The organism is Aliiroseovarius salicola (assembly GCF_027891095.1).
Taxonomy (GTDB): domain Bacteria; phylum Pseudomonadota; class Alphaproteobacteria; order Rhodobacterales; family Rhodobacteraceae; genus Aliiroseovarius; species Aliiroseovarius salicola.
The window spans coordinates 1-13,417 of record NZ_JAQIIO010000004.1 but is presented as its reverse complement, the minus strand read 5'-3'; the positions used below and the strand labels follow the sequence as shown (position 1 = coordinate 13,417).

At 57.4% G+C, this 13,417-nt stretch carries 10 protein-coding genes; 8 read left to right on the top strand and 2 right to left on the bottom strand.

The window, feature by feature from the left end:
• The first annotated feature begins 5 nt into the window (after positions 1 to 5).
• Positions 6 to 2,429 carry a GcvT family protein gene (locus O2N63_RS08540; RefSeq protein ID WP_271053849.1) on the top strand — a complete coding sequence of 808 codons (2,424 nt, stop codon included), beginning with the start codon at positions 6 to 8 and terminating at the stop codon, positions 2,427 to 2,429.
• 9 nt (positions 2,430 to 2,438) lie between these two features.
• The gene (locus tag O2N63_RS08535; RefSeq protein ID WP_271053848.1) at positions 2,439 to 3,368 is read left to right on the top strand and encodes a choline kinase family protein; all 930 of its coding nucleotides are present in this window, start codon (positions 2,439 to 2,441) and stop codon (positions 3,366 to 3,368) included.
• Between the two features lie 67 nt (positions 3,369 to 3,435).
• Here the strand turns inward: O2N63_RS08535 and O2N63_RS08530 are convergent, their stop codons facing one another.
• Together O2N63_RS08530 and O2N63_RS08525 are read right to left on the bottom strand one after the other, a co-directional pair.
• Entirely contained in the window at positions 3,436 to 4,212 is a 777-nt protein-coding gene (locus O2N63_RS08530; protein ID WP_271053847.1) for an inositol monophosphatase family protein, read from the bottom strand.
• 8 nt (positions 4,213 to 4,220) lie between these two features.
• Positions 4,221 to 4,991: a DeoR/GlpR family DNA-binding transcription regulator gene (locus O2N63_RS08525; RefSeq protein ID WP_271053846.1), complete on the bottom strand. Its 771-nt coding sequence runs from the start codon at positions 4,989 to 4,991 to the stop codon at positions 4,221 to 4,223.
• Positions 4,992 to 5,201: 210 nt separating this feature from the next.
• Here O2N63_RS08525 and O2N63_RS08520 point away from each other — a divergent pair, with 210 nt between their 5' ends.
• The 6 genes from O2N63_RS08520 (at position 5,202) to O2N63_RS08495 (ending at position 13,409) form a co-directional block, all read left to right on the top strand.
• Entirely contained in the window at positions 5,202 to 6,143 is a 942-nt protein-coding gene (locus tag O2N63_RS08520) for an ABC transporter substrate-binding protein (RefSeq protein WP_271053845.1), read from the top strand.
• 106 nt (positions 6,144 to 6,249) lie between these two features.
• Positions 6,250 to 7,311, top strand: a complete 1,062-nt coding sequence (locus O2N63_RS08515) for a quaternary amine ABC transporter ATP-binding protein (RefSeq protein WP_271053844.1) — start codon at positions 6,250 to 6,252, stop codon at positions 7,309 to 7,311.
• A complete protein-coding gene (locus O2N63_RS08510; protein ID WP_271053843.1) occupies positions 7,308 to 9,311 on the top strand; it encodes an ABC transporter permease in 2,004 nt (667 codons plus the stop codon). The genes O2N63_RS08515 and O2N63_RS08510 overlap by 4 nt, the downstream gene beginning before the upstream one ends.
• Positions 9,312 to 9,331: 20 nt before the next feature.
• Entirely contained in the window at positions 9,332 to 10,210 is an 879-nt protein-coding gene (locus tag O2N63_RS08505) for a phosphotransferase (RefSeq protein WP_271053842.1), read from the top strand.
• Positions 10,207 to 12,651 carry a GcvT family protein gene (locus tag O2N63_RS08500; RefSeq protein WP_271053841.1) on the top strand — a complete coding sequence of 815 codons (2,445 nt, stop codon included), beginning with the start codon at positions 10,207 to 10,209 and terminating at the stop codon, positions 12,649 to 12,651. Before O2N63_RS08505 ends, O2N63_RS08500 begins: the two co-directional genes overlap by 4 nt.
• Positions 12,651 to 13,409: an N-formylglutamate amidohydrolase gene (locus tag O2N63_RS08495; RefSeq protein ID WP_271053840.1), complete on the top strand. Its 759-nt coding sequence runs from the start codon at positions 12,651 to 12,653 to the stop codon at positions 13,407 to 13,409. The genes O2N63_RS08500 and O2N63_RS08495 overlap by 1 nt, the downstream gene beginning before the upstream one ends.
• Positions 13,410 to 13,417 lie beyond the last annotated feature (8 nt).

The window sequence follows — 13,417 nt, the reverse complement described above, 5'->3', positions numbered from 1 at the left end:
CGAACATGACCACACATTCTGCAAAACACCTCATCATTGGCGGAGGTATCATCGGTTGCTCTACGGCCTATCACCTTGCGCGCAATGGTGAGAAAGAGGTCGTGCTTTTGGAGAAAGCCTCGCTGACCGAAGGCGCCACCTGGCATGCCGCCGGCCTTGTTGGACAGCTGCGTTCATCGCGTAACACCACCCGCATGCTGAAACGCTCGGTGGCGATGTATGACCGGCTTGAACAAGAAACCGGCATGGCGTTTGACTGGAAAAAGGTTGGCAGCTTGCGCCTGGCTGCCACCAAGGAACGCCTGCTTGAGGCCCAGCGTCTAACCACCATGGCAAAGAGCTTTGATCTTGAAATGGAAATGATCACAGCTGCCGAAGCCAAGGAGCTGTTTCCATATATTGACACCTCCGGGCTGGAAGGCGCGGCCTTTATTCCCTCTGACGGGCATGTGGACCCGGCCAGCCTGTGCCAGGCTGTTGCGGCGGGCGCACGCAAATATGGCGCGCAGATCCGACAAGGCGTCAAAGTTCTGGATTTCGAAATCAAGGACGGTCGCATCACCAAGGTGATGACCAGCGAAGGCGACTATGAGGCCGAGACCATTGTTATGGCTGCTGGGATGTGGAGCCGTGAACTGGGTGAAAAGCTGGGCATTCATGTGCCTGCCTGTGCTGTTGAGCACCAATATATTGTGACCGAACCGCTTCCAGACGAAGCACTGGTCAAAGGCCTGCCAACCCTGCGAGACCCCGAGCGCCTTGTTTACTACAAACCAGATGCAGGCGGGCGGCTGGTGATTGGTGGCTACGAAGAAGGCACCCTGCCTTTTGGTGACAACGGCATCCCCGGCGAATTCGTGCGCCAACTTCTGCCAGACAATCTCGATCGTTTTGGACCGCTGGCCGAACTGGCCGCCGAGGTGACTCCGGTGCTGAACGAGGTGGGCATCCGATCGGTCATCAATGGCCCGATCCCCTATTCGGCAGACGGGGATTTTGTGCTGGGCTGGGCCCCCGGCTTTGACAACCTGATGATGGCTACCGGCTTCCTGTATGGGATTGCGGCCGGTGGTGGTGCCGGAGAAATGATCGCTGAATGGATTACCGAGGGACGGCCAAGCCTGGATCTCTGGCCGCTTGATTGCCGCCGTTTCGGTCCGCATCACGGCACCAAGAGCTTCATGTATCCCCGCGCTGTGGAACATTATGCCCACCATTACAAGATGCGTTACCCCGGGCAGGAACATGAAAGCGCCCGCAACATCCGCCTGTCGCCGCTGCATGGGCTGCTCAAGCACCGCGGCGCTGTTTACGGATCGAAAAACGGCTGGGAGCGCCCCCTGTGGTTCGCCCCCGAAGGGGTGGAGCCGGTGGACCAGCTCGATTTCCTTGAACCAGGCTGGCATAAATATGCCGCCGAGGAACATAAGGCCGTGCGTGAAGGCGTTGCGCTGATCGACCAGTCCAGCTTTGCCAAGTTCGAAATCATGGGCCCCGGTGCGCTGGACCTGCTCCAGCGTCTGGCCGCCTGCAATATGGACAAGCCTGATGGCACGGTGATCTACGCACAATTCTGCAACGAAACCGGTGGAATAGAGGCCGATGTAACGATCACCCGTCTGGCGCGTGATCATTTCTATCTGGTCACAGGGTCCGGGTTTGGCACCCATGACGAAGATTACATTCGCCGCCAGATGCCCAAGGACGGCTCCATTCAAATGATCGAGGTCACTTCTGGGCGCGCCGTGGTCAACATTTGTGGACCCAAGGCACGGGACGTGCTGCAGACCATCTGCGAGCAGGACGTGTCAAACGCCGCTTTCCCCTTTGGCACCGCCCAAAACATCACCATCGGCTGCGCCCCGGTACGGGCGGCGCGGATCGGCTTTGTCGGCGAACTGGGCTGGGAACTGCATGTCCCAACAGAGTTTGCCGCCCATGTCTATCAAACCCTGCGCGCTGCAGGCGAACCGCATGATATTCGCGACGTCGGTTATCGCGCCATCGACACGTTGCGACTTGAGAAAGGGTACCTCTACTGGTCAGGTGACATCTCTCCCGACTATACGCCAATCGAAGCGGGGCTTGGGTTCCGTGTCCACCTGAAGGTCGGTGGTGATTTCATTGGTCGCGACGTGCTGGAACAGCAAAAAACCGAGGGGCCTGCGCAAAAACTTTGCACCTTCACCACGCCGGTCAAACTGCCGCTCTACGGTGGTGAAACAATCCTGCGCAACGGGGAAACCGTGTCACTAGCCACAAGTGCAGGCTTTGGCCACTCGGTCGGCCAGACGATCATCTTTGGTTATCTGGACACCGACATCAGCTGCGAAGACGGCTTCGAGGTTGAAGTCTTTGGGGACCGTCATCCAATCAAAAGGGTCGACGGCCCCCTATTTGATCCGCAGAATGAAAAACTCAAGTCGTGAGGAGGCGACATGTACGAACATACTGATACCATCCTGTCCACGCTTCGAAACACCACCGGGTTCGAAGACATCACGCCGCCAGAATGTAAGATCACGCGCCTGGGTGGGCTGACCAACTTGGTACATCTCGTCGAAGCCCGGGACGCACGCGTGATTGTGCGTATTCCTGGCGAAGGCACGGATGAATACATTGATCGAGCCATCGAAGTGACCAATTCCAAAGCTGCTTGGCGGGCGGGCATCTCTGCCGAAGTTCTCTTTGCGGATGCAGGATCCGGAGACATGGTGACGCGCGCCATCGACGGGATCGAAACCATGACCCCTGCCCTGTTCAAATCCCGTTCCGGATCACCGTGGCGGGCGGGGACCGCGCTTGCCAAACTGCACAACTCGGGTGAAACTTTTGAGTTCCGTTTCGAGCTGTTTGCAATGATTGATGATTATCTTGAAGTCCTCGAGACCAAAGATGTCGAATTGCCAGACGGCTATGCCGAAGTGGTCAAGGCAGCCGAACCGGTCAAGGAAGCCCTGGCCGCCAATCCCGCAAAGCTGGCCCCCTGCCACTGCGATCCCTTGTGTGAGAATTTCCTGGACGACGGAGACGTCATGTGGATCGTCGACTGGGAGTATTCAGGCATGAATGACCCGCTTTGGGACGTGGGTGATCTGTCGGTTGAGGCGGAAATGGATGAAGCACAAGAAGACGAACTTCTGCGCGGCTATTTTGGGCGCGCGCCCACGGCAGAGGAGAAAGGCCGCGTTGTGATCTACAAGGCAATGTGCGACCTGCTGTGGACCCTTTGGGGCCTCATTCAACATGCGGATGATAATCCGGCCGAAAATTTCTGGGCCTATGCCACCACGCGGTTCGAACGCTGCAAGGCGCTGATGCAAAGCGACGCATTCGCGTCACATGTTGCTGCTGTCAAAGTCGGCTGATACCGCACAAACAAACGAAAAGGGCCGGAGCAAACGCTCCGGCCCTTTTTTTGTGTTTCCATATCACTCAGTCGTTCAGGACCGAAAGCACCTGTGCATGCAATTCTGGAGTCGCGGCGGTGACCACACGCCCATCGCTTTCTAGCGTCAGCGCATTGCCGCCCCAATCGGTGATAATCCCGCCTGCAGCGTGGACCAACCCAACCAAGGGCAAGTAGTCGTAAGGCTCCAGCCCGCAATCGATGACCGCATCGATCTGCCCGGACGCCACCAAGGCATGAGGATAACAGTCATAGGCCATCCGGCGGGTGTGTCCGATGGTACAGAGCCGGGTAAATAAGGCAGGATTCATCTTCTGGATCCGCTCTGCCTCGTTGATATACACCAGCGCATCATCAAGCGCCTGCGTTTCGCGGCATCGGATCGGTAGGTCATTGCAGGATGCTCCCACCCCTGGCACGCCCACATATGTCTCGTTCAGCGCGGGCATTCTGACCAGCCCTAGACGCGGCTCGCCTTCGACCAAATACCCCATTAACATGCCAAACAACGGCGACCCGGTGATAAAAGACCGCGTACCGTCAATCGGGTCGACGATCCAGGTTTCCCCCTCAAGCGAACCAGAGATACCGTATTCCTCGCCGAAAATCCCATGGTCAGGAAAGCTGCACTCAAGCGCATGGCGAATAAAGGTTTCGGTTTTCTGGTCGGCAATCGTGACCGGGCTGTCATCTGCCTTGTCAGTGATATTGAGAGGGGCCCGAAAATGGGACATCGGTATTGCACTTGCTTGCATTGCGATGCGCTTTGCCACATCGCTGACCTCATTGATCGCGTTGGTCATGGTCTCTCCTATTTGGCGATTTGGATTTTGGTGCCCCAATCAGCCATTGCGGCTGAGGCGATGTCTTGCGGCGGCTCCCGATCGCAGATCAGATAGTCCACCTGTGACGGCCGTCCAATATCAACGGGCGCCACCCCTCCGAACTTGCTGGAGTCGGCGGCCATGATGCGTGTGTCGGCCTGCTGCATGATCAAGCGCGAGAAGCGTGCCTCTTCCAGATCGAAAAGGAAAAAACCCTTTGATGTGATCCCCGCTGAAGACAGAACGGCAAAATCCGTATTGAAGTTCGCCACAAACTCCATTGCATCGGTCCCGAAAGCACCACCATCGTGGCCACGCAATTCCCCCCCTGCCAGAAAGACACGGTTGCCATTGCGCGTGGCCAAACGGAACGCGACATAGACAGAGTTGGTGACCACAACCAGCCGCTGGTGGTCACGCAGCGCGTCGGCAATATGCGCCGTCGTGCTGCCGATATCGAGAAACAGCGACACATCGTTGGGTAACATGCGCGCCACATGGCTGGCGATTTTCTGTTTGGCGACCGGATTGTCCCGATATCGCGCATTGAAATCTGCTTCGGCGTCGCTTTCTACAATCCGCACGCCACCATGCATGCGATCAACCAATCCTTCATCCGCAAGTGACTTGAGGTTTCTACGAACGGTTTCTTCTGTCACATCCAGTGCCTGAGCCAAAGCGTGGATCCGCATTGATCCACCAGAGCGGCGCAACTCGTCCAAGATCACCTTCTGTCTGTGATTTGCACGCGGTTCCATGATTCTACTCCAATTCAACAAATGAGGGCGCTCCCCCTCTGCATTCCACCATTATTCCCACAATATTTCCACATTATTTTATCATTTTACAACATTTTCCAAATTTATATGTTGATTTTTGTCGCTTTATGCCGAAACATCACCTTGTTTCCGCATTTTCAGACCGCTGAAGACGCAAAACCCACAAAAAACAAAGCTGGGAGGCTGACCATGACGAAATTCACAACATATTCCGCCACGTTGATGACCGCGCTGTTGGCGAGCAGCGCCGTGGCGGAAGTTGAATCGCTTGATCCGATCAAACTGACCACCCACGACTGGACCGGACAGATCATCACAACCACCATTATGGGCGAAGTCCTGAAAAAGGCCGGCTATAATGTGGAGTATGTTCAGGCAGACTATATCGCTCAGTTCGCGGGCCTGAAATCAGGCGACCTGCATATCGCAATGGAAATCTGGGAAACCACCGGCCGCGAGGCGATGGACGAAGCGTTCGGCACCGGCAAGGTGGTCAATATGGGCCCCACTGGCATGGAGGCCATCGAGGAATGGTGGTATCCGGCCTATATGGAAAAACTCTGCCCCGGCCTGCCGGACTGGAAAGCCCTGAATGATTGTGCGCAGGAGTTTTCGACACCTGAGACGGCACCCATGGGGCGTTACCTAGGCGGCCCCGTCACCTGGGGTGGCTTTGATGATGAACGCGTTGAGTCACTTGGGATGGACTTTGAAGTGGTTCATGCAGGCACCGATGCGGCCCTTTTTGCGGAGCTCGAAAGTGCCTATCAGCGTGAGGCACCAATTGTGCTGTGGATCTATTCACCGCATTGGGCCACCGCGAAATATGATGGCAAATTTGTCGAATTCCCCCCCTATTCGGTCGAGTGCTACAACGATCCGTCCGCCGGCATGAACCCCGATGCGGCCTATGATTGCGGCAAGCCGACCGGTCCGATCTGGAAGGTGGCATGGTCGGGTGTTGCCGACAAATGGCCGGGCGCAGCTGACGCGATCAAGGCCTTTGATATCGACAATGACGCCATGGGGGCTCTTGTGGGCAAGGTCGATTTGGAAGGCGTCTCGATCGAAAGCGTTGTCTCCGAATGGATGACCGCCAACGAAGCTGCTTGGTCGAGCTGGATCAAGTAAGATCAGCCCCAGTTGGAGAAGGTGCCTCTCTCCCTGCGCCTTCTCCCTATCCATCCTGGCCCAAGCGCCAGTGATACCCTTTCCTATCGGCAGGAACGGCCCCCCCATGGGCCAGTTCCAGCCCAATTCCGAGGTAGCAATGGAGCGTTCAGTCAAGCTGGAATGCCGTGGTGTCTGGAAGATCTTCGGCGCTCACCCCGAGACCTTTCTGAAGAAACACAACGGTGCGCCCACTTCAAAAGATTTCGAGGCCTCTCATGTGGTGGGTGCCGTGCGCGACGCCAATGTACAGGTCTTTCAAGGCGAGATTTTCGTGATCATGGGACTGTCCGGATCAGGTAAATCAACGCTTGTGCGCTGTCTGTCACGACTGGTGGAATCCACCGCAGGCGAGATCAATTTCGAAGGCCGTGACCTGCTGAAGATGAGCAATGCAGAGCTGATCGATGTGCGCCGCAAGAAGATGGGCATGGTATTCCAGCATTTTGCGCTTCTTCCTCATCTGACGGTTTTGCAGAACGCCGCTTTTCCCCTGGAAGTTCAGGGCGTGTCCCAAAACGAACGCGAAGACCGAGCACGTCAAATGATCGAAACCGTTGGCCTGAAAGGGCGCGAAGACCATTATCCGCGCCAGCTTTCCGGCGGCCAGCAGCAGCGCGTCGGCATTGCCCGCTCTCTAGTGGCTGATCCCGATCTGTGGTTCCTTGATGAACCGTTTTCCGCGCTTGACCCTTTGATCCGGCGCGAAATGCAGGATGAATTCCTGCGCTTGCAGTCCATGCTGCACAAAACCATCGTCTTCATCACCCATGATTTCGACGAAGCCATTCGCTTGGCAGACCGCATCGCGGTGATGAAGGACGGCTGTATCGAACAGATCGACACGCCGGAGAACCTGGTGCTCAATCCGGCCACACCATATGTCGAGGAATTCACCCGCCACATTCCGCGCGCCAAGGTGATCAAGCTTAGCTCCATCATGTCAAAGGGCGTGCCCGAGGGCGAATACGCAGGCGACCTGGACGGGCATCTGGCCGTGGCCGATACGGTTCACCAACTGGATGAGGCCGACCTGCCCTTCCGCGTTCTCGACGAAGATGGCAAACCTGTGGGCACCATAGATGCGCGCGCAGCCGTTGACATCATGATCGGACGTACAGCAGCATGAGCAGCTTTCTGAAATCCTGTTTGCGAGGCCCGCGTATGTTCTGGCTTGGGCTCTTCGCAATCACATGGGGGCTGTCCCAGTTCTCATTTGCGATTTACAAGGCGCTGGATGCGCGTTGGATCGTTCGCTTTCCCAAGAAATATGAACTGCCTCTGGACAGCTGGATTTCCAGCGCAATGACCTGGCTGGTCGAAGACGCTCATTTCGGGCTTTTCACGTTCCGCGACCTTACGCGGTTCATCGCCGCCGTGATCGAGCTGCCCTATCAATTCGTGCGCTCTCTTCTGATTGACGGGTTCTCGGTTGGACAGGGTCAACAAGCCATCGAGGTAGCCCCGTCGATCAGCTGGATCGCCATCATTGGCACCATGGCAGTGATTGCGCTTTATGCCCGCAATGCCGGACTGGCCATGCTGGCTGCCCTGTGTTTCGCCTATCTCGCCATATTCGGACAGTGGGAAAGTGCCATGGTCACGCTGGCATCCGTGCTAATCGCAGTGCCGATTGGCGTGACCGGCGGGCTTTTGTTGGGCATCTTGTCTTATCGTCACCCATGGGTGGAGAAAGCACTGCGCCCGATCCTCGATCTCATGCAGACGGTTCCGGTCTTTGCTTATCTGGTGCCCATTCTGTTCCTGTTCGGTTTCGGTCCTGTCTCGGCGCTTGTGGCCACGGTGATCTACGCCATGCCGCCGATGGTGCGCATTGCCACCGTCGCGTTGCAATCGGTCCCTGAGGAGGTCAAGGAAGCAGGGCGCATGGTTGGCTGCAAACCCCATCAGCAGATGTGGAAAGTCATGGTCCCCACCGCGCTGCCCTCGCTGATGGTGGGTGTCAATCAGGTCATCATGCTGACCCTGAATATGGTGATCATCGCTTCGATGATCGGTGCGGGCGGGCTAGGCTATGATGTTCTCACGTCGCTGCGCCGTCTGGACATTGGCGGTGGGATTGAGGCTGGGCTGGCGATTGTTGTCATGGCCATCGCGCTCGACCGTGTCAGCCAGGCCTTCGCCATTCGTCGCGTTCGCCCGCGCCCGGATCCTGCGCAACCAATCTACCAACGCCACCCGCTGATCAGCACCAGTGTCGCTCTGATCGTGATCAGCACATTGCTGGGCATCTACCTCCCGGGCTTTCGCCTGCTTCCGGAAAGTCTAACCATCACCACCGGGTCCATTTGGACCGCGATGATGGAGTGGATCAACGTCACATTCTTCGATTTCTTCGAGGCGATCAAAACCTTCTTCCTGACCACTCTGCTACTGCCGGTAAAGCGCTTCTTCTCGGGTATTCCCTGGGCTTGGGGTGTGATCGTCGTGGGCTTGGCAGCTGGACGTGTCGGGGGATGGAAGTTCGGCCTGATGTCGGCAGCAATGACCCTCTTCATTGCGGCCAATGGCCTCTGGGCCAAAGCGATGATCACCGTCTACCTTGTGTCGGTTTCGGTTCTAATTGCCAGCGCCATCGGCATTCCCCTTGGGATTTGGGCTGGCCAAAGCAACCGGGCCAACAGCGTCATCGGTGCGATGATCGACACGCTGCAAACTCTTCCGAGTTTCGTCTACCTGATCCCGGTTGTCATGCTGTTCCGGGTCGGCGACTTCTCGGCCATGATCGCGGTGGTCCTCTATGCTCTCGCACCCGCCGTCCGCTACGCCGCCCATGGCATCCGCTCGATTGACCAGGAGCTGATTGAGGCTGGCAAGGTGTCTGGCTGCACCGAGCGCCAGATCCTGCTGCGCATCAAACTGCCGCTGGCCGCGCCATCGCTGCTGCTGGGTCTAAACCAGACCATCATGCTGGCGCTGTCGATGCTGGTGATCACCGCCTTGGTCGGCACGCGTGATCTTGGGCAAGAAGTCTATATCGCTCTGACCAAGGCCAACACCGGGCAAGGCATCATTGCCGGTCTCTCGGTTGCCTTTATCGCCATCATCGCCGACCGCATCGTCGCCGCCCTGGCCCGCAATTCACAAGAAAAACTGGGGGTGAAGTGATGTCCTCTCTCGAAAAAGCCATGGCGTATGCACGCGCCTTACCATGTTGGAGTGGCGCGCAGCCCAGCATCGAACAGCTGGGTGGCGGCATCACCAACATCAACCTCAAGGTGACAGATGGAGAGCAAGCTTATGTCGTTCGCTTTGGCGAAGACATTCCTGAACACGGCGTTAAGCGGTTCAACGAATTGGCAATCTCGCAAGCAGCGGCTTCGGTCGGCATTGCCCCGGCAGTGCATTATGCTGAGCCCGGCATCCTGGTTCTAGATTTCGTCGAGGCCCCGGCATTGGAGGCCACCGACCTGCATGACGCCGACACCTTGCAAAAGGTAACGAGACTGATCCACCGGACACACCAGGAAGTGACCCCTGCGGTGCGTGGGCCTGTCCTGACCTTCTGGGTTTTCCACGTGTTGCGCGACTACGCTGCCTTTCTGCGCCAAAACGGATCGTCACATATCGGGGCATTGGATGCCCTTATGAAGGACGCAGACGCGCTAGAACAGGCGGTGGGACCAGTGCAACTGGTGCTGGGCCACAATGACTTGCTGCCCGCCAACATCCTGCGCGGAAGCGAGCAGTTCTGGCTGATCGACTGGGAGTATGGCGGGTTTAATTCCCCGCTGTTCGATCTGGGTGGGCTCGCCACCAATTGCGAGCTTCCCTCCGAAGCCGAACACCTGATGCTGCAGACCTATTTTGGCACCCCGCCAGATGCTGCGTTGATGCAGAGCTATGGCGCCATGAAATGCGCCTCGCTGCTGCGCGAAACCATGTGGAGCATGGTGTCCGAAATCACTTCGGAGATCGACTTCGACTATGCCGCCTACACGGCAGACAACCTTGCCCGCTACCAGCAGGCCCTTTCCGACTATCAATCCCAAAGAGGAACATCATGAGCGACTTTCCCAAAACCGCACAGGCCGTCATCGTAGGCGGCGGAATCGTTGGCTGCTCGACGGCCTATCATCTGGCCAAATTGGGGTGGGACGTTGTTCTTGTTGAACGCAAGAAATTAACCTCGGGCACAACTTTCCATGCGGCTGGCCTGGTCGGGCAGCTGCGTTCAAACGCCAACATCACTCAGCTGCTTGGGTACTCGGTGGATCTCTACAACACCTTGGAGGAGGAAACCGGGCTGGGAACCGGCTGGAAGATGAACGGCGGATTGCGCCTGGCCTGTAACGAAGAACGCTGGACTGAGGTCAAGCGACAAGCCACCACCGCGCATTCCTTCGGGCTGGACATGCAGCTCTTGACCCCGAAAGAGGCGCAGGAACTGTGGCCGCTCATGACCATCGACGATGTGATCGGTGCAGCCTATCTGCCTACCGACGGTCAGGCCAACCCCTCTGACATCACACAGGCGCTTGCCAAGGGGGCCCGCATGGCAGGGGCCCGGATTTTCGAAGACACCAAGGTCACTTCGGTTGATATCGAAAAGGGCGTCATCAAAGGGGTCGAGACTGAAAAAGGCCGTATCAACACGCCCATCGTGATCGCCTGTTGTGGCCAGTGGACTCGCACTTTTGCCAAGTCAGTTGGGGTGAATGTCCCGCTGGTGCCGATGGAGCACCAGTACATGGTGACCGAGCAAATCGAGGGCGTGCCATCGAACCTACCGACACTGCGCGACCCTGATCGCTTGACCTACTACAAGGAAGAGGTCGGAGGTCTGGTGATGGGGGGCTATGAGCCAAACCCGATCCCCTGGGCCACATCCGGCATTCCGCAAGGGTTCCACTACACGCTGCTTGACAGTAACTTTGACCACTTTGAACAGCTGATGGAGCTCTCTCTGGGACGCGTCCCTGCGCTGGAAAATGCCGGGGTCAAAGAGCTGGTGAACGGCCCCGAAAGCTTCACACCGGATGGGAATTTCATCCTGGGGGAGGCGCCCGAGCTGAAGAACTTCTTTGTTGGTGCTGGCTTCAATGCCTATGGCATCGCAGCCGGCGGTGGCGCCGGGATGGCGCTGGCGGAATGGGTTGCCAAGGGTGAGCCGCCCTTCGATCTTTGGCCGGTCGACATCCGCCGCTTTGGTCGCCCGCACTTTGACGACGACTGGATCCGCACCCGCACGATCGAAGCCTATGGCAAACACTACACCATGGCCTGGCCCTCGGAAGAACATGACAGTGGCCGTCCCTGCCGCAAATCACCGCTTTACGACACGCTTCAGGCGGATGGTGCCGTGTTCGGAGAGAAACTTGGCTGGGAACGGCCCAACTGGTACGCGGACACGGCAAATGGCGAAGAACAGCGTGACATCTTCACGTTTGAACGCCCCAACTGGCACATCCCCGTCGGCCGCGAACACAATGCAGGTCGCGAAGCGGCGGTGCTGTTTGACCAAACCAGCTTTGCCAAGTTTGCCCTGAAAGGCCCGGATGCCGAGGCCGCTCTCAGCTGGATTGCGGCCAATGATGTGGCCAAGCCGGTGGGCTCGCTGGTCTACACTCAGATGCTCAACGACAATGCGGGGATCGAATGTGACCTGACCTGTGTGCGCGTCGCTGAAGATGAGTATTACATCGTCACCGGCACCGGCTATGCCACGCATGACTTCGACTGGATTTCCAAGAACATCCCAGCCGACATGAATGCGCAGCTGTTTGACGTGACCTCTTCTTATGCGGTGCTATCGCTAATGGGGCCAAATGCTCGCAAAATCCTTGAGAAGGTCACGCGCGATGACGTGTCAAACGAGGGGTTCCCGTTTGGCACCGCCAAGACCATTGGCATCGCGGGCTGCCCGGTCAACGCATTGCGCGTCACCTATGTCGGTGAGCTTGGCTGGGAGCTGCACCTCCCGGTCGAATATGCCACCACCGTCTATGATGCCCTGCATAAGGCAGGGGCCGAGCATGGATTGACCAACGCGGGCTACCGCGCGATTGAAACCATGCGGCTTGAAAAAGGCTATCGTGCGTGGCCGTCGGACATCGGCACGGACCACACGCCGGACGAAGCCGGTCTGGGCTGGGCCGTGAAGATGAAAAAGAACATCCCCTTCAAGGGACGCGAAGCCGTTGCCGAACAGCGCCAGACCGGCATGAAGAAGATGCTGGCCACCTTTACCACCGATGGCGACGTCATCCTGTCGGGCCGAGAGACGATCTATCGCAATGGTGAACGAGTCGGCTATGTCAGCTCGGCGGGCTACGGTCACGCGATCGGAAAATCCATCGCCATGGGTTACGTTCGCTGCGATGACGGGGTGGACCGTGACTATGTCCTGAGCGGAGAATATGAGCTTGAGGTCGCCACAATCCGTGTACCATGCAACGTTACACTTGCTCCGCTCTTCGATCCCAAGATGGAACGGGTGAAAGTCTGATGGATGACACGTCTGTCATGGTTTTTAACGACAAGGGTACCTCGCCAGTTGTCCTTGTCTGCGAACATGCCTCGAACCATATTCCGGCCCGCTATGGCGGGTTGGGACTGTCGGAAGAAGCAGCGGTCAGCCATGCGGCCTGGGATCCGGGGGCTTTTGGTCTCGCACGAAAACTGTCAGAGCTCCTTGATGCACCACTGGTCGCATCGACCGTGTCGCGGCTGGTCTATGACTGCAATCGGCCTCCCTCCTCGGAAGCGGCTATTCGCGAGGTTTCGGAAATTTATGAGGTGCCGGGCAACCGGAATCTCACTCCTGAGGCGCGTCAGGAACGCGTCGACACAGTGTATCGCCCGTTTGAGACCGCCCTATCGGCCCTCATGGACCAGCGCGTCTCGGGTGTGCTGGTGACATTGCACAGCTTCACATCGACCTTCCACGGCAAACCCCGCGCGGTGCAATTGGGTATCCTTCATGACAGGGACACCCGCCTGGCGGACAAAATGCTGGATTGCGCAGGTCAACACACAGCGTTGGACACTCGCAGAAACGCCCCCTACGGACCGGAAGACGGAGTAACCCACACCTTGAAGCACCACGCGATTCCAAAGGATTGGCCAAATGTCATGCTCGAGTACCGAAACGATCTGATTGGCAACCAACTGCAACAACACATGATCGCAAGCGCCACTGCCGTTATAATCAAAGACGCCTTGGCCGCACTCGTAAACACAAATGAAACGGAGACCGGGCAATGACGGTTATT

Bases quoted from the DNA above. Each gene is read 5' to 3' on its own strand.
- O2N63_RS08540 (WP_271053849.1), top strand. From the start codon at position 6: ATGACCACACATTCTGCAAAACACCTCATCATTGGCGGAGGTATCATC.
- O2N63_RS08535 (WP_271053848.1), top strand. From the start codon at position 2,439: ATGTACGAACATACTGATACCATCCTGTCCACGCTTCGAAACACCACC.
- O2N63_RS08530 (WP_271053847.1), bottom strand. From the start codon at position 4,212: ATGACCAACGCGATCAATGAGGTCAGCGATGTGGCAAAGCGCATCGCA.
- O2N63_RS08525 (WP_271053846.1), bottom strand. From the start codon at position 4,991: ATGGAACCGCGTGCAAATCACAGACAGAAGGTGATCTTGGACGAGTTG.
- O2N63_RS08520 (WP_271053845.1), top strand. From the start codon at position 5,202: ATGACGAAATTCACAACATATTCCGCCACGTTGATGACCGCGCTGTTG.
- O2N63_RS08515 (WP_271053844.1), top strand. From the start codon at position 6,250: ATGGGCCAGTTCCAGCCCAATTCCGAGGTAGCAATGGAGCGTTCAGTC.
- O2N63_RS08510 (WP_271053843.1), top strand. From the start codon at position 7,308: ATGAGCAGCTTTCTGAAATCCTGTTTGCGAGGCCCGCGTATGTTCTGG.
- O2N63_RS08505 (WP_271053842.1), top strand. From the start codon at position 9,332: ATGGCGTATGCACGCGCCTTACCATGTTGGAGTGGCGCGCAGCCCAGC.
- O2N63_RS08500 (WP_271053841.1), top strand. From the start codon at position 10,207: ATGAGCGACTTTCCCAAAACCGCACAGGCCGTCATCGTAGGCGGCGGA.
- O2N63_RS08495 (WP_271053840.1), top strand. From the start codon at position 12,651: ATGGATGACACGTCTGTCATGGTTTTTAACGACAAGGGTACCTCGCCA.